The sequence below is a fragment of the Geobacillus sp. LEMMY01 genome, from assembly GCF_002042905.1.
GTDB classification, from domain to species: Bacteria; Bacillota; Bacilli; order Bacillales; family Anoxybacillaceae; genus Geobacillus; species Geobacillus proteiniphilus.
The window spans coordinates 43,463-59,383 of the sequence record NZ_MVKA01000017.1 but is presented as its reverse complement, the minus strand read 5'-3'; the positions used below and the strand labels follow the sequence as shown (position 1 = coordinate 59,383).

Genomic DNA, 15,921 nt, shown 5'->3' with positions numbered 1-15,921 from the left:
GATCATGGCCGTTTCCGCAACCAAACCGCTCTCTGTCTGGAAGGTGCGCCGTTTTTCGGCCGGAAACCGGGAATGTATCCGCTTTCAAAAATGCGGAGCCATTCCTCTCACTGACAACATATGAACGAACAAAGCAAAATATGACCGCCCGCCCGCTTGGGGCGGGAGGCCTTACAGAAGCGAACGGAGATCGGCAAAAAACGCCGGATAGGAAACGGCGACCGCTTCCGAGCGCTCGAGGCGGGCCGTCCCTTTGGCGATGCAGGCGGCAACGGCGAGCATCATGCCGATGCGGTGGTCGCCATGGCTGTCGACAACAATCCCGTCGGCATAAAGCGGTGTTTTGCCGCGGATGATCATGCCGTCGTCGGTTGCTTCGATGTCAGCGCCGAATTTTTTCAACTCGGTGACGACCGTATGGATCCGATTCGTCTCTTTCACCTTCAGTTCGCTCGCGTCTTTGATGACGGTCGTTCCTTCCGCCTGCGTCGCGAGCAAGGCAATGATCGGAATTTCGTCGATCAATCTTGGAATCAGATCCCCGCCGATTTCGACCGCCCGAAGCGTCGACGTGCGGACCGTAATGTCGCCGACTGGCTCGGTTTCCTCATTGCGGACGTTGTCAATCACGACGTCTGCCCCCATTTCGTTGAGCACATCGACGATACCGGTCCGCGTTGGATTTAAGCCGACGTTTTTCAGCGTAATTTCGCTGTTTGGCACAATGGCGCCGGCGACAAGGAAAAAGGCGGCTGACGAAATATCGCCGGGAACGTAAATGTGCGTCCCACGCAAGCGTTGCGGACCGGCCACCGAGACGGTCAAGCCATCCACATTCACTTCACCACCAAACAACCGAACCATCCGCTCGGTATGGTCGCGCGAGCGGTGCGGCTCGGTGACCGACGTTACGCCGTCGGTGAACAAGCCCGCAAGCAAAACGGCTGATTTCACTTGCGCGCTCGCCACCGGCGAAGTGTAGCGAAGCGGGCGAAGCGCGCCGCCGCGGATGGAAAGCGGCGTATAATTGCCGCTGTCACGCCCGTCAATACGCGCCCCCATTTCGCGAAGCGGCTTCGTCACCCGCCCCATCGGCCGCTTGGCGATCGATTCATCGCCGACAAGGCAGGCGTGAAACGGCTGGCCGGCCAAAATGCCGAGCAACAGGCGCGCCGTCGTTCCCGAGTTGCCGACATCAAGCACCGCGGCCGGCTCGCGCAGCCCGCCGGGGCCGGCTCCTTCGACAACGACTGTCGTCCCGTCCTGGCGAATGTCGACACCGAGTTTCCGGAAACAGTCGATCGTGCTTAAACAGTCCGCCCCAGGCAAAAAATGGTCAATCACCGTCCGTCCAGAAGCAAGCGCCCCGAGCATGACGGCGCGATGGGAAATCGATTTGTCGCCGGGGACTTCGATCATTCCTCGGAGCGATGACACGTTGGTTGGCAGCTGCATGCAAAATCCCTCCACTGTTTTTCATTGCTACCCTTCATAGGTGGCATAGTTCGTATGTTTGGCGAGGCACGCTTTCGCCCGCGCCCGATCGTCTTCGCTTTGGAAGCTGAGGCGGAGCACGCCGTAAATTTCTTCGCGCGTCTCAATGATGCGGATGTTCGTGATGCTGATGTTTTCCTCGGCCAAATAGCCGGTCACTTCGGAGATGACGCCCGGATAATCCGGCACGTCGACATACAAATCGTAAAACGACGGAATCGCTCCTTTCGTCCTCGACGGCAGCCCGTCGCGGAACTGTTTCGCCTCCAAAAAGTAATGGTAAATGGCGATGCTGTTTTCTTCTTCGACAAACGAGCGCAGCCGCTCCATTTCGGCGATCCAGCGGTCAAAGAGCGCAAGCAGTTCATGCTTGTTATGGATAAAAATATCGCGCCACATTTCCGGATTGCTCGACGCGATGCGGGTGATGTCGCGGAAGCCGCCGGCCGCCAGCCGGCTGACGAGGGCGTTTTCGCACTCATATTCGCGCGCCTGATGGACGAGGCTCGCCGCAATCAAATGCGGAAAATGGCTGATTACGCCAGTGATGCGGTCATGCTCTTCCGGCGTTAAGATGACAAACTGCGCTTTCGTTCCCACAAGCCACTGTTTCAACGCCTCGACTTGCTGCGGCGGCACATCGTCCGTCGGCGTCAAAATGTAAAAAGCATTTTCAAACAGATGAGCCCTTGCCGCCGCCACACCGCTTTTATGCGACCCGGCCATCGGATGGCCGCCGATGAACGCTACGCCACGATCCAACAGGCGGCGGGCGCCTTGGACGATGCGCTGCTTCGTGCTGCCGACATCGGTGACGATGACGCCGCGCTTCAGCCGCTCGAGCGGCATCGACAAAAGCAGCGCCTCCGTCTGCATGACCGGAACGGCCAGAACGATCAAATCCGCCTGCCCGTATCCGTCTTCGGGCGAACGGGCTGCTGCGTCGATCACCTTGAGCGAGCGCGCCAAGCCGAGCTGCCGCTCATTGACGTCGTAGCCGATGATCACCGCCTCCGGATGTGCTTTTTTAATCGCCAATGCAATCGATCCGCCGATCAAGCCGAGGCCGACAATGAACACCTTTCCTTCCAATCGTCCCACCTACTTTATGTAAACGTGCGCCCGCTGCTTTCGAAAAGCAACGGGCCGGTCTTTTCTATCCATCCTGCCGCCGAACGGTCAGGCGAGCTGTTTTTCCCGAAGCAGCTGCGAAACGAGTTCCAACACCCGGTCGTTTTGCTCTTTCGTGCCAACAGTCACGCGCACGCCGGTCGGCAGCCCAAGCGCTTTGCCCGAGCGGACAATGACGCCTCGCTCCAGCAAATAGCGGAACACTTCGTCGCCATCCATCCCGAAATCAATGAACAAAAAGTTCGTTTGCGACGGGTAATACTTCAGGCCGTTCTCCTCGCAAAAGCGATAATACCGCTCAAGCTCGGCGCGATTTCGTTCGACGCAGGCGCGGATGAACGCTTGATCGTCAAGCGCGGCCGCCGCGGCCGCTTGGGCGATGGTCGACGTGTTAAACGGCTCGCGCGCCGGCTCGACGGCGCGGATGAGCGCCTCACTCGCCACGCCGTAGCCGACGCGGAGCGCGGCGAGCCCGTATGCTTTCGAGAACGTGCGCATGACGACAAGCCGCTCATACTCGTTTAAAAGCGGCACCGTTTGCGGGTAGTCAGGCGCCGTCGCATATTCGTAGTACGCTTCGTCCACGACGACGAGCACGTGCGGCGGCACGCGGTCCAAAAAGGCGCGCAGCTCAGTGTCATTCACATACGTGCCCGTCGGGTTGTTCGGGTTGCAAACCCAGACGATGCGCGTGTTTTCATCGATGGCCGCAAGCATCGCCTCCAAATCATGCCGCCCATCAACAAGCGGCACTTCGCGCACCTCGGCCTGCTCGATGATGGCGTTATGGCGGTATTGCGGGAACGTCGGCGCCGCCATCACCGTATTCACGCCCGGCTCTAAAAAGGCGCGGCAAAGAATTTGCACCACCTCATCCGAACCGTTGCCAAACAAAAGCTGTGTTTCCTTGACGCCAAGATGCTTCGCCACCTTTTCGCGCAACGTGCGGGCGTAGCCGTCCGGATAGACGGCGAGGCGGTCAAGCTCAGCGGCGATGGCCGCTTTTGCCGCTGGAGACGAACCGTACGGATTCTCGTTAGAAGCAAGTTTGATAATCTCAGACAAGCCGTATTCCCGCTTGACTTCTTCGATCGATTTTCCCGGCTGGTACGGAGAAAGTCCCCGGAGCGATTCCTTTACTTGCATGATTGTCGCCAACTCCTTCGATTCGGAACTTTTAGCGCGAAGAACACGGCTCCCGAAGCGGCGCGGCAAGCGAACGGGCGTAGGCAGCAAACTCGGCGACGGCCGCTTCCCTTTCGTCCGGCGCCTGCAACCTCGGAGCCAGCTGCTCGACTTTTTGCACGAGCGCGCTGCCGACGACAACGCCGTCGCACACCTCTTTTAACATCGCGACTTGCTCCGGCGCCGAAATGCCGAAGCCGACGGCGACCGGGACGCGGCTATGCCGCTTCACTTCACGGAGGAAATCGCCGAGCGTCTCCGGCAGCGTCTCGCGCACACCTGTAACGCCAAGCGAGGAGACGCAATACAAAAACCCTTGCGCCGCCGAAGCGATCCGCTCGATCCGCTGCTTCGACGTCGGCGCAACAAGCGAAATGAGCGGGAGACCAAACCGTTCGCCAAGTTCGCGGAGCGAACCGCTTTCCTCAAACGGCAAATCGGGAATGAGCACGCCGTCGGCGCCATTTTCCTGCGCTAAAGCAAAAAAGGATTCTTCTCCTAATTGTAACACAGGATTGTAATACGTAAAGAGAATAATCGGAATGTTTACCCCTTTTTTTCGCATCTCGCCAATAAGCTGAATGGCTTTCGGAAGCGTCATGCCCCCGTCAAGCGCCCTTGCGGCGGCGCGTTGAATCGTCGGTCCGTCAGCGAGCGGGTCGGAGTACGGCACGCCAAGCTCCAATATGTCAGCGCCGGCCTCCTCAAGCGCCAAGGCGAGATCGATCGTCACATCGGGATCCGGATCACCGGCAACGATAAACGGGATAAATAGCGGCGGATTAACGGACAGTGGCAATGTCTTCACCTTCCCTCGCGCCAAGATGGCGCATCATCGTTTGCACATCTTTATCTCCGCGGCCGGACAGGCAAATGAGCACCGTTTCATCCGGCGGCATCTCGCGGGCGAGCTCGACGGCTTTCGCCACCGCATGGGCCGACTCGATGGCCGGAATGATGCCTTCCGTTTGCGCCAACAATTGAAACGCAGCGACGGCCTCGTCATCGGTCGCGCTTTCATAGCAGACGCGGCCAATGCTCGCCAAATACGCATGTTCCGGGCCGACGCCGGGGTAATCAAGGCCGGCTGAGATCGAATACGGTTCGAGAATTTGTCCGTACTCGTCTTGCAACAGGTAGGTCATCGCCCCGTGGATGACCCCTTTCGTCCCTTTTGTGATTGTCGCCGCATGGTGTGGAGTGTCGATCCCTTTGCCGGCCGCCTCGACGCCGACGAGGCGGACGTCATCTTGCAAAAACGGGTAAAACATGCCGATGGCGTTGCTGCCGCCGCCGACGCAGGCGACGATGACATCCGGCAGCTTCCCTTCACGGGCGAGAAACTGTTCTTTCGCTTCATCGCCAATCACGCGCTGAAACTCACGCACCATTTTCGGGTACGGATGCGGACCGACGACCGAGCCAATCATGTAAAAATGGTCGTCGCAGTGGGCGACCCAATAGCGAATCGCTTCGTTCGTCGCATCCTTCAACGTTCGGTTGCCGCTTGACACCGGCACGACTTCGGCGCCCAACAGCTTCATGCGAAACACGTTCAGCTCCTGCCGCTTAATGTCTTCTTCGCCCATAAAGACGATGCAATCCATGCCGAAATGGGCGGCCACCGTCGCCGCGGCGACGCCGTGCTGGCCGGCGCCGGTTTCAGCGATCAGCTTTTTCTTGCCCATCCGTTTCGCCAAAAGCGCCTGGCCGATCGCGTTGTTAATTTTATGGGCGCCCGTATGGTTTAAATCTTCGCGCTTTAAATAAATTTTCGCGCCGCCAAGCCGTTGTGTCAAATTCGGCGCGAACGTGAGCGGGGTCGGGCGACCGGAGTAATGCTGCAAAATGCGGATGTATTCTTGTTTGAACGATTCATCGGCAAGCGCTTTGTCAAGCTCCGCTTCAATTTCCTCAAGCGGAAGCATGAGCGTCTCAGGGACAAACTTGCCGCCGAAATCGCCAAACCGGCCGTATTCATTCGGAACGCGTTCCATCATCTAACCCCACCTTCTCCTTCATAAAAGTTGAAAGACGAAGAGCCGCATTTCTTCAAAGCGCCTGCGTTTGTTAACCGTCCGAGCGTCAGCGCCGTCTTTTGGCCCTTCGCTTTGTTATTTAGAATAATGTTTCATTTTTTCTTCGATTTGCTTCATCTTCGTTGGATCTTTGCGTCCGTCCGTTTCAATGCCGCTGCTGATATCGATGCCATCCGGGCGGTAGACAAGCAGCCGCTCGATATTGTCCGGAGTGATGCCGCCGGCGATGAAGCACGGCACGCCTTGGCGGGCCGCCTCTTCCAAATAACGCGGCACCGCCTCCCAATCAAAGGCGACGCCCGTCCCGCCCCAAGCGCCGGCGACGCGGCTGTCAACGACGTAGCCATCAGCGATGCCAGCGTACTGCCTCATCGCCGCAAGCGCCCCGTCGCCATGGTGGATCGCCTTCCAGACGGAAAGCGGCACCGCCTCTTTCACCGCCGCCAGCTCCGCCGGCGTTTCACGGCCGTGGCATTGGATGACATGAAGCGGCAGCTCGGCGGCGACAGCGGCGATCCGCCTAACGGGGGCGTTGACAAAGACGCCGACAAGCTGTTTTGCGCCAAGCTCATGGGGCGCGAGCCATTGCTGCACTTCACTCGGTGAGACGTTCCGCTTGCTTTCGGCGAAAATAAAGCCGAGGTAGTCAGCCCCGCTCGCGATAGCGGCCTGCACGTCTTCAGCCGAACGGTTGCCGCAATATTTAAGCCGAATCATCCCCATCTTCCTCCCCAAACAGCCGGTAGACTGCCCGCTCCACATCGTCTTGGCGCATGAGCGACTCGCCGACGAGCATTGCCTGCGCTCCGTACGATTCGACCGTCTTCACATCATTGTAGGAACCGATCCCGCTTTCGCTGACGATGACGCACGATGGCGGGATGAGCGGAGCGAGCGTTTTGGTCGCCTCAAGCGTTGTCACAAAGGTATGCAAGTCGCGGTTGTTGATGCCGACGATCTCCGGCGTAAACCGATCTAAAATCCGCTCGAGCGTCTCTTTCGCGTGCACCTCGACCAGACATTCGAGCCCCAAGCTGTACGCTTCATGATAGAGCTCCTCGAGCGTTTCCGGCGGGAGCGCCTCGCCGATCAATAAAATCGCATCCGCCCCGAGTCGGACGCTTTCCTCGACTTGCCGCCGATCGATGATGAAATCTTTGCGCAGCACGGGAACGTTAACCGCTTCTTTTATCGCTCGCAAATAGCGGCGATGCCCTTGGAAATACCGTTCATCCGTCAGCACGCTGATCGCGTCGGCGCCGGCGCGTTCATACGCTTTAGAGATGGCCACTGGGTCAAAATCCGGGCGAATGATGCCTTTTGACGGCGACGCTTTTTTCACCTCAGCGATCAAGCCAAGCATCCGCCGCGGCCGGCGGAGCGCCGCCGCAAATGGACGGCGCTTTCGCTCTGGCAATGGCTCCGGCAGCATCAACGTTTCCACTTCTTCCCGTTTGGCCGCTAAAATTTGCTCAAGCATCATGAACCACTTCCTTCGTCCGCAGGCGTTGCAGTTGTTCGTATGCGGTTTTGGACAAAATGGCCTCTTTCGCCATCGCCACTCCTGCGGCAATCGTTTCGGCTTTGCCGGCGGCATACAGGGCGGCGCCGGCGTTCAGCGCAACGATATTGATGGCGCTCTCCGGCGCTGTTCCCGCCATCACCGCCTCAAGAAGCGCGGCGCTCTCTTCCGGATCGCGCACTTGCACATCGGCAAGCTCGCCGCGCGGCAAGCCGGCGTCTTCTGGAGCGATGACAAAGCGGCGGATCGCGCCGTCTTTCAACTCCACGATATCCGTTTCTGCAGCGATGCTGCATTCATCAAGTCCGTCGCGCCCGGTGACAAACAACACATGTTCCGAACCGAGGCGGCGCATCGCCTCCGCCAATTTCTCAGCGTAGCGGGTCGAATAGACACCGACGACTTGCCGCTTGCAGCGCGCCGGATTGGCGAGCGGGCCGATCAAGTTGAAAACGGTGCGGAAACCGATTTCCTTCCGCGGCCCGGCGGCGTGTTTCATCGCCGCGTGATAGAGCGGGGCGAACAAAAACGCCAGCCCTTTCGTTTCCAACGCCTGTTTGGCGGCCGACGGCGACGTTTGAATGTCGATGCCGAGCCGCTCGAGCACATCGGCGCTGCCGCTTTTTGACGAAACGGCGCGGTTGCCGTGCTTGGCGACTTTGACGCCGAGCGATGAAATGACGATCGCCGCGGCGGTGGAAACGTTGAATGTCGCCGCCCCATCGCCGCCCGTGCCGCACGTATCGATGACATCATCACTGGCCTCAATGGCGGTCATCCGGTCGCGCATCGCCCGCACAAATCCGACGAGCTCATCGACCGTCTCTCCGCGCAGGCGGAGCATGGACAACAGACTTGCGATTTGACTGTCCGTCGCCTCGCCGGACATGATGACATTCATCGCCGCATACGCTTCGTCTTCCGTCAACGCTTTCCCTTCCGCACATTTCGAAAGCAGCTGCTTCAACATACGACCCTCTCCCCTTTAGCAAATAGTCGTTCCGCTTGTTCAATCGCATTCATCAAGGCGCTCGCCTTATTGCGCGTCTCTTTCCACTCCAGTTCCGGAACGGAGTCGGCGACAATGCCGGCGCCGGCTTGCACATAGGCATAGCCGTCTTTCACGACCGCTGTCCGGATGGCGATGCACGAATCGATGTTGCCGTCAAACCCGATATAGGCAATCGCTCCGGCATACAGCCCCCTCGCTGTCGGCTCGAGTTCCTGCAAAATTTGCATCGCCCGCACTTTCGGCGCCCCGCTCACCGTTCCAGCCGGAAAGGCGGCAAGGAGTGCATCGATCGGGTGGACGTTGTCGTCCAGCTCACCGACGACTTTGGAAATTAAGTGCATCACGTGTGAAAACTTGCCGATCTGAAGCAACACCGGCACCTCGACCGTTCCGTACTTGGCGACCCGGCCGATGTCGTTGCGCGCCAAATCGACAAGCATATAATGCTCAGCCCGTTCTTTCGGGTCGTGGTACAGCTCATCAGCCAGCCTTTCGTCTTCCTCCGGCGATCGGCCGCGCCGCCGTGTGCCGGCAATCGGATCGATTTCAACGCGCCGACGGTGCACTTGAATCAGTTTTTCCGGCGAACTGCCGACAATTTCCACACCGTCAAGCTGGAAATAAAACATGTACGGCGACGGGTTGATGTATCGGAGCAGCCGATAAATGGCAAAGCCTCCGGCTTGAACCGGCACGCAGAAGCGCTGTGACAGAACGGCTTGAAACACATCGCCGGCCGCGATGTACCGTTTCACGGCCTCAACATCGCGCAAAAACTGTTTTTTGTCATAGTTGGACACCGCTTTGGCAAACGAGGCGGCCCGCCCCGATTCGCCTTCCGCCGGCAAGAGCGGCTGCTCGGCTTGAGGGCGGGCAGCTTTCGCCGCGAGATCGGCCATGCGCCGTTCGGCCGCACGGTACGCTTCGATTTTCTCTTCCTCCGTTTCGTTGCCGCTCAACCGAATATAGTGAATGACGAGCAGTTCACGCTTTTGGTGGTCAAAAGCAAACAGCGATTCACAAAACACGAAATAGCCCGCCTTCATAGGCACATCGCGGTTTTTGTGGCGCGGCACTTTTTCGATGGCGGAAATGAAATCGTAGCCTAAAAACCCAACTGCACCGCCTGTAAACGGCACCGTCTCGGCGAGCGGCTTGACGGCAAGCGTCCGCTCGACCCATTGAAACGCTTCTTTCAGCGTCGGTGCGGTGATTTGTTCGTTCCCGTTTTCGTCTTTCACCGAAAACGTTTCGCCCGTTTCGCTCTCCAGCGTCAAAAACGGCGCCACACCGATGAACGAATAGCGCGCCCACGGCGATTCGTCATCCTTGCTTTCAAGCAAAAACACGGCTTCCTCGCGCAAATTGGCAAACACGCCGAGCGGCTCAATGACATCGGCTAAAAATTTGCGCACAATCGGGATGGTGCGAAATTCGTTCGCTTCCGCCAAAAAAGCGGCCAGCCCATCAGCAGACATCACTTCTCCTCCCTTCATGATCGACGGGCGGAGAATGAGGGTTTATGAGGCGAAATAAAAAGAGGGAAATAAAACGCCCAAAGACGACCGTCTTTGGGCAGATGCCGGCGAATGAAAAAAATGCTCACCTCAGCTAAACTCGCTCATTCTCATCTACCCTACACTCGCTCTCTGCTCTCGCTCAGCTTCTAACGCCCCCGTTGTCTCAGGGGGGCAAAGAAGTTATTTTAACTATATTACATTTCTGTTTTTTTTGTCAACGACAAATCCGGGCGCAGCACGACCGCCCCTTTTAAATACACGTGGCAGATCTCTTCTTGCTGTTTCTCAGTCGCCACCGTCATCATGACGCGAATGCAGCGCGGCAATGAACCGGGCACCGGAATTTCCCTCGTGCACATGACCGGCACATACGTCCAGCCGTCCAAACGGCGCAGCGCCTGCGCCGGAAACGCGGCGGTGATGTCGTCGGTGACGGAAATGAGCACAAACGACACATCGGCGGCGGCGACATCGTTTGCGCGGATCATTTCACGAAGCAACGTTTCAGTTGCCGCCACGATTTCCTCGGCGTCATTTCGATCCACCGTAATCGCTCCGCGAATGCCGCGAATCATCCTTTTCCCCCCTGTCTGGCAAACTCGTCCAGCCACGCGAGCAGGTTGTCGTCTTCGAGTTCCACCACTTCCACGTCGCCGATCTCACAGAGAAGCACCATCCGCACTGTTCCGGCGTACGCTTTTTTGTCGCCTTTCATCTTCTCAAGCAGGCGGCGCGTCTGAACCGTTGTCGGCAGCGACACCGGGAAGCCGTATCCGGCGAACCAGTCGGCCAATCGATGCTCGGCGAACGATCGGCCGTAAAACCGTTCGCTGACAAAGACGGCAAACAGCATGCCAACCGCAACCGCCTCCCCGTGAGTGAGCGCGCCGTAGCCTAATTCGCTTTCCAGCGCATGACCGAGCGTATGGCCAAAATTCAAATGGGCGCGCACCCCGGTTTCTTTTTCATCCTCACGCACAACGGACGCCTTAATGTCAATGCCCTTTTCAATGCAATAGGCGAGTTTCTCGCCGCGCAAGTCGGCGAGCGTCTTGATTTCCGCGCGCAGCCAGTCGTAAAAGCGGCGATCGCGGATCAGCGCATGTTTGATCACCTCGGCAAACCCGGACCGAAGCTCGCGCTCGGGCAGCGTGCGCAAAAAGGCGGTGTCATACACGACTGCTTCCGGCTGGTGGAAGGCGCCGATCATATTTTTGCCGAGCGGATGGTTGATGGCGACTTTGCCGCCGACGGCGCTGTCATGGGCCAAGAGTGTCGTCGGCATTTGAATGTAACGGATGCCGCGCATATAGGTGGCGGCGACAAACCCAGCCAAATCGCCGACAACGCCGCCGCCAAGCGCAATGATGACCGAGCGGCGGTCGAGGCCGCACTGCAATGCCGCTGTCTGGCAGGCGTAATAATTATCAAATGACTTGGCCGCCTCCCCGCTTGGAATGACGTAGGCGTACACGTCATACTCAGCGGCGGCAAGCAACGCCCGCACCTCATCCAAATAAAGAGGCGCCACAGTATCGTCGGTAACGATGAAAAGTTTTGTCCCTGGCGGACAGGAGAGCGACCGAAGCAAGCTTGGCAACATGCGGGCCGCCCCATCGCCCAAAAGAAGCGGATAGCGCTTCGTCGCCGTTTCAATCGTCCGTTCGATCATCGTCAAAACTCCTTTGCATAGCGGCGGGCGCGTTCCACATTTTCCTTAATCAAGTCCATCCGATCCTGCCCAAACTGCTCAACGATCGCCGCCGCCACTTCCCAGGCGACAACGGCCTCAGCGACGACGCTCGCCGCCGGCACGGCGCAGCTGTCCGATCGCTCAATGCTTGCCGCAAACGGCTCTTTCGTCTCGATATCCACGCTTTGAAGCGGCTTGTACAGCGTCGGGATCGGCTTCATCACTCCGCGCACGACGATCGGCATCCCGGTCGTCACCCCGCCTTCAAAGCCGCCCGCCCGGTTCGTCCGGCGCGAAAAGCCTTGTTCTGGGCTCCAAATGATTTCATCGTGCACTTCGCTTCCCGGGCGGCGCGCCGCCTCAAAGCCGATCCCGAATTCAACGCCTTTAAACGCGTTGATGCTGACGATCGCGGCCGCGATTTTCGCATCAAGCTTTCGGTCGTAATGGACGTAGCTGCCGACTCCGGCCGGAACGCCTTCAACGATCACTTCAACGATGCCGCCGATCGAATCACCGTTTTTCTTCGCCCAATCGATCGCTTCCATCATTTTTTGCCCCGCCTCCGGGTCAAAGCAGCGCACCGGCGATTCTTCCGTCACTGCCTGCAATTCTTCAAGCGAACGATAATCGAGCTTCTTTGCGCGCACTCCGCCGATTTCGATGACATGCCCGGCGACGCGGATGCCGACCTCCTCCAAAATGCGTTTCGCCACCGCTCCAGCCGCCACGCGCACCGTCGTTTCACGCGCCGACGAGCGCTCCAGCACGTTGCGCATATCGCGATGTCCGTATTTCAGGGCGCCGTTTAAATCGGCATGCCCTGGGCGCGGACGCGTCACTTTCCGCTTCACTTCCGCTTCGTCATCAATCGGCTCAACCGCCATAATCGTTTGCCAATGTTTAAAATCGCGATTCTCGACAACGAGCGCAATCGGCGAGCCGAGCGTTTTCCCGTGCCGAACGCCGCCTGTGATTTTCACTTCATCTTTTTCAATCTGCATGCGGCGGCCGCGTCCGTATCCTTTTTGCCGGCGCGCCAGCTCTTTATTGATGTGCTCGGCGCATAGCGCGAGCCCGGCCGGCACTCCTTCCAAAATGGCCGTCAATTGCGGCCCATGCGATTCCCCTGCCGTCAAATACCGCATGTTTGTCTCTCCCTTCAGGTCTTTAACGCGTTTAAGTAAAAATATATCATAAATTCGAAAAATGAAAATAGTTTCAGGAAAAAAAGAAGCCGGCGCGAGCTATTTTTTTCGGTAAAAAAACGTCTCTTCGACTTCAAAACCGTACAGGCCGGGATTGAAAATCTGCTCGGTGCTGCCGACAAACAGCACGCCTCCCGTCCGGAGCGCGTCGTGAAATTTGCGATACAGCATCCGCTTCGCCTCTTCCGTAAAATAAATGAGCACGTTGCGGCAAACGATCAAATCCATGTTGCGCGGAAACGGATCCGCGAGCAAGTTGTGCTTTTGAAACTTGACCGTTTGTTTAATCTTTTCGTCTATTTTATAATACTCGCCTTCTTTCGTAAAAAACTTTTTTCTCATTTCCTCGGGCAGCTCTACAAGCGACCGTTCGCTGTACAAACCGAGGCGCGCGCGGGCGAGCGCATTATCGTCAATGTCGGTCGCCAACACCGACACGCGGTGAAGCGGCAATCGTTTTGCGAGCACCATCGCGAGCGTATACGGCTCCTCGCCGGTTGAGCAGGCAGCGCTCCACACGTTCGGGCGCGGGTTTTCCGCCAATAGCCGCGGTAAAATGGTGTGCTCAAGCACCTCCCAACGCTTGGCGTTCCGGTAAAACTCCGAGACGTTGATCGTCATCCGATCCAAGCATTCATGCCATAGCGCCGGCTCTTTCTCCATCGCTGCAAACAGCTCGGCAAAGCTTTTTAGCCCTTTTTTCATGTACAACGACGCCAAACGCCGCCTCATCTGGGCTTCCTTATATAGCGATAAGTCAATGCCTGTTTTTCGCTTCACTTTGGCAATGAACTGCGCATAATCGTCCATCGTCGCCTTTTCCTCTCCCCTGTCAATGTACAAAAACGGCAAAAACCGGCCGAATGGCGGCCGGTCTTCGCATCAGTACAGCCATGCATTGATCTGTTTCGAATAGCTGACGAGCTCTTCTTCTTTAAAGAACAAGCTGATTTCGCGTTCGGCGCTTTGCGGCGAGTCGGAGCCGTGGATGACGTTTTTGCCGACCGTCAAGCCGAAATCGCCGCGGATCGTGCCAGGGGCAGCCTCCTGCGGATTCGTTTTCCCCATCATTTGCCGGGCGGCGGCGATCACGTTCTCGCCCTCCCACACCATTGCAAACACTGGCCCCGAGGTGATAAAGTCGACAAGCTCGCCGAAAAACGGGCGCTCCTTATGTTCAGCGTAATGTTGCTCGGCGAGTTCGCGCGACACTTGCATCAGCTTCGCGCCGACAAGCTGGAAGCCTTTTTTTTCAAAACGGGCGACAATCTCGCCGATCAAATTGCGCTGAACCCCGTCCGGTTTTACCATGATGAATGTCCGTTCTGCCATTCGCTCTCCACCTCTACTGTCGTATGTACTGGGAAACGGATTCCCACCCATCATAGTATCATTGTTTTCCGCCGTTGGCAACAGCGTCCTTGAAAGCGCTAATAATCCCTTTTCCCAATGTAGAGGGCGAGATCATGAAGCAGCGTGCGCGCTTCGTTGGCCGGCAGCTCGTTGAGCAGGCGGAGCGCCTTTTCCAAATAGCGATCGCTTAGCGCATACGATCGTTCGATGGCGTCCGTCTGTTTAATGGCCGCTAGCACCGCCGCCATCTCCTCGACATCCGTGTCCGCGTTGACGGCCGTAATTTTTGCCCGCACCTGTTCATCACAAAGGGCATACAGCACCGGGAGGGTGACGTTTCCTTGCTGCAAGTCGCTTCCGGCCGGCTTGCCGAGCTGCTCTTCCGTGCCGGTGAAATCGAGAATGTCATCGGTAATTTGAAACGACATGCCGACGTAATGGCCGAACCAATACAGCCGGTTGGCCACCGCCTCCGGCGCGCCGGCGGCAAGGGCGCCAAGCTGGCAGCTGGCGGCGATCAATAGCGCCGTTTTTCGGCGGATGCGCCGCAAGTACGTGCGAAGCGGCTGATCAAATCGATATTTATCCTTGATTTGCTCGATTTCCCCGCGGCACACTTCAACGATCGTTTTCGCCAACACTTGATGAGCGCGGGGACTGTCAAGCTCCGCCATCCGCTCAAGCGAACGGGCGAAGAGATAATCGCCTGTATACATGGCAAAGCGGTTGCTCCATCTCGCCTTGATCGTCGGCCGGCCGCGCCGCACGTCGGCGTCATCGATGACATCGTCGTGAACGAGCGATGCCATATGGATGAGTTCGAGCGCTACGGCTACATGTTTAATCCGTTCGAAATCATAATGGCCAAAGCGGGCGGACAGCAAGACAAAAACGGGACGGATGCGCTTTCCGCCCGCTTGCAATAAATGGAGCGCCGCTTCCCCGAGCGGCCCGTATTCGGATCGGACCGTCCGTTCCAGCTCCTCTTCGACCGCCGCCAAATCATCGCTTAAAAACGAATACATCGCCTTTAACTTCATGGTGTTCACCTTGACTCATCGTTTATAGCCTAAATGCATGGCCGCTACGCCGAACGTGTACGGTTTGACCTCGACATCGACGAAACCGGCTTCGCGGAACATCTCGGCCAGCTCGTCCCGCCCTGGAAATTCGCGCGCCGATTCCTGCAGCCACGAGTATTCCTCATAGCTTTTCGCCAACAGCTTGCCAAACAGCGGCATAATAAACCGAAAATAAAAATAGTAAAGCTGGCGGAAACCAAACAACGTCGGCTGCGACGTTTCCAGACAGACGGTCATGCCGCCCGGCTTGGTGACGCGGTGCATTTCCTTAAGCACCGTCATATAATCAGGAACGTTGCGCAAGCCGAAGCCGATCGTCACATAATCGAACGAATTGTCGGGAAACGGCAGCTGCATGGCGTTGCCGTGAATGAGCTTGACATTGCCGAGGCCGCGCGCCTTCACCTTTTGTTCGCCGACTTTCAGCATGTTTTCGCTGAAGTCAAGGCCGTACACTTCCCCCTCCGGCCCGACCGCCTCAGCCAGCGCGATCGCCCAGTCGGCCGTTCCGCAACAAACATCGAGCGCCCTTTTCCCTTTTTGCACATTCATCCTCCGCATGACGTCTTCGCGCCATTTCAAATGGCGGCGGAAGCTGATGACAGAATTCATCCGGTCATAATGCGCGGAAATTTTTTCAAATACGCGATGGACTCGCTCTTCTTTCGATTGATGCATCGTT

The 15,921-nt window shown here is 57.6% G+C and carries 16 protein-coding genes; all 16 read right to left on the bottom strand.

The annotated features are described in order from the left end of the window. Positions 1–171 precede the first annotated feature (171 nt). Complete coding sequence (gene aroA / locus B1A75_RS09865; RefSeq protein ID WP_074043330.1) at positions 172–1,455, bottom strand: 3-phosphoshikimate 1-carboxyvinyltransferase; 1,284 nt, start codon at positions 1,453–1,455, stop codon at positions 172–174. Positions 1,456–1,482: 27 nt separating this feature from the next. After that, positions 1,483–2,586 carry a prephenate dehydrogenase gene (locus B1A75_RS09860; protein ID WP_074043331.1) on the bottom strand — a complete coding sequence of 368 codons (1,104 nt, stop codon included), beginning with the start codon at positions 2,584–2,586 and terminating at the stop codon, positions 1,483–1,485. Between the two features lie 87 nt (positions 2,587–2,673). Beyond that, positions 2,674–3,771: a histidinol-phosphate transaminase gene (gene hisC, locus B1A75_RS09855; RefSeq protein ID WP_074043332.1), complete on the bottom strand. Its 1,098-nt coding sequence runs from the start codon at positions 3,769–3,771 to the stop codon at positions 2,674–2,676. 31 nt (positions 3,772–3,802) lie between these two features. After that, on the bottom strand, positions 3,803–4,609 hold the full coding sequence (trpA, locus tag B1A75_RS09850) for a tryptophan synthase subunit alpha (protein ID WP_074043333.1): 807 nt from the start codon (positions 4,607–4,609) through the stop codon (positions 3,803–3,805). Next, positions 4,593–5,807, bottom strand: a complete 1,215-nt coding sequence (trpB, locus tag B1A75_RS09845) for a tryptophan synthase subunit beta (protein WP_074043367.1) — start codon at positions 5,805–5,807, stop codon at positions 4,593–4,595. Before trpB ends, trpA begins: the two co-directional genes overlap by 17 nt. Positions 5,808–5,924: 117 nt before the next feature. Then, the gene (locus tag B1A75_RS09840) at positions 5,925–6,566 is read right to left on the bottom strand and encodes a phosphoribosylanthranilate isomerase (protein ID WP_074043334.1); all 642 of its coding nucleotides are present in this window, start codon (positions 6,564–6,566) and stop codon (positions 5,925–5,927) included. Further along, a complete protein-coding gene (gene trpC, locus B1A75_RS09835; protein WP_074043368.1) occupies positions 6,553–7,329 on the bottom strand; it encodes an indole-3-glycerol phosphate synthase TrpC in 777 nt (258 codons plus the stop codon). The genes B1A75_RS09840 and trpC overlap by 14 nt, the downstream gene beginning before the upstream one ends. Then, positions 7,322–8,341 carry an anthranilate phosphoribosyltransferase gene (trpD, locus tag B1A75_RS09830; protein WP_074043335.1) on the bottom strand — a complete coding sequence of 340 codons (1,020 nt, stop codon included), beginning with the start codon at positions 8,339–8,341 and terminating at the stop codon, positions 7,322–7,324. Before trpD ends, trpC begins: the two co-directional genes overlap by 8 nt. After that, positions 8,335–9,861, bottom strand: coding sequence for an anthranilate synthase component I (gene trpE / locus B1A75_RS09825; RefSeq protein ID WP_079936128.1), 1,527 nt, complete (start codon positions 9,859–9,861; stop codon positions 8,335–8,337). Before trpE ends, trpD begins: the two co-directional genes overlap by 7 nt. Positions 9,862–10,097: 236 nt before the next feature. Next, on the bottom strand, positions 10,098–10,478 hold the full coding sequence (gene aroH / locus B1A75_RS09820; RefSeq protein WP_015375269.1) for a chorismate mutase: 381 nt from the start codon (positions 10,476–10,478) through the stop codon (positions 10,098–10,100). Further along, complete coding sequence (gene aroB, locus B1A75_RS09815) at positions 10,475–11,575, bottom strand: 3-dehydroquinate synthase (protein ID WP_074043337.1); 1,101 nt, start codon at positions 11,573–11,575, stop codon at positions 10,475–10,477. The genes aroH and aroB overlap by 4 nt, the downstream gene beginning before the upstream one ends. Before the next feature lie 2 nt (positions 11,576–11,577). Then, complete coding sequence (gene aroC, locus B1A75_RS09810) at positions 11,578–12,744, bottom strand: chorismate synthase (protein ID WP_079936127.1); 1,167 nt, start codon at positions 12,742–12,744, stop codon at positions 11,578–11,580. 99 nt (positions 12,745–12,843) lie between these two features. Beyond that, positions 12,844–13,614 (bottom strand): CheR family methyltransferase, encoded by a 771-nt coding sequence (locus tag B1A75_RS09805; RefSeq protein ID WP_011231693.1) that lies wholly within the window; start codon positions 13,612–13,614, stop codon positions 12,844–12,846. Between the two features lie 72 nt (positions 13,615–13,686). Continuing rightward, positions 13,687–14,136 (bottom strand): nucleoside-diphosphate kinase, encoded by a 450-nt coding sequence (gene ndk, locus B1A75_RS09800; protein ID WP_013524132.1) that lies wholly within the window; start codon positions 14,134–14,136, stop codon positions 13,687–13,689. Positions 14,137–14,234: 98 nt separating this feature from the next. Next, positions 14,235–15,197 (bottom strand): heptaprenyl diphosphate synthase component II, encoded by a 963-nt coding sequence (gene hepT / locus B1A75_RS09795; protein WP_074043339.1) that lies wholly within the window; start codon positions 15,195–15,197, stop codon positions 14,235–14,237. A 15-nt stretch (positions 15,198–15,212) separates the two neighbouring features. Beyond that, the gene (menG, locus tag B1A75_RS09790; RefSeq protein WP_011231696.1) at positions 15,213–15,917 is read right to left on the bottom strand and encodes a demethylmenaquinone methyltransferase; all 705 of its coding nucleotides are present in this window, start codon (positions 15,915–15,917) and stop codon (positions 15,213–15,215) included. Positions 15,918–15,921 lie beyond the last annotated feature (4 nt).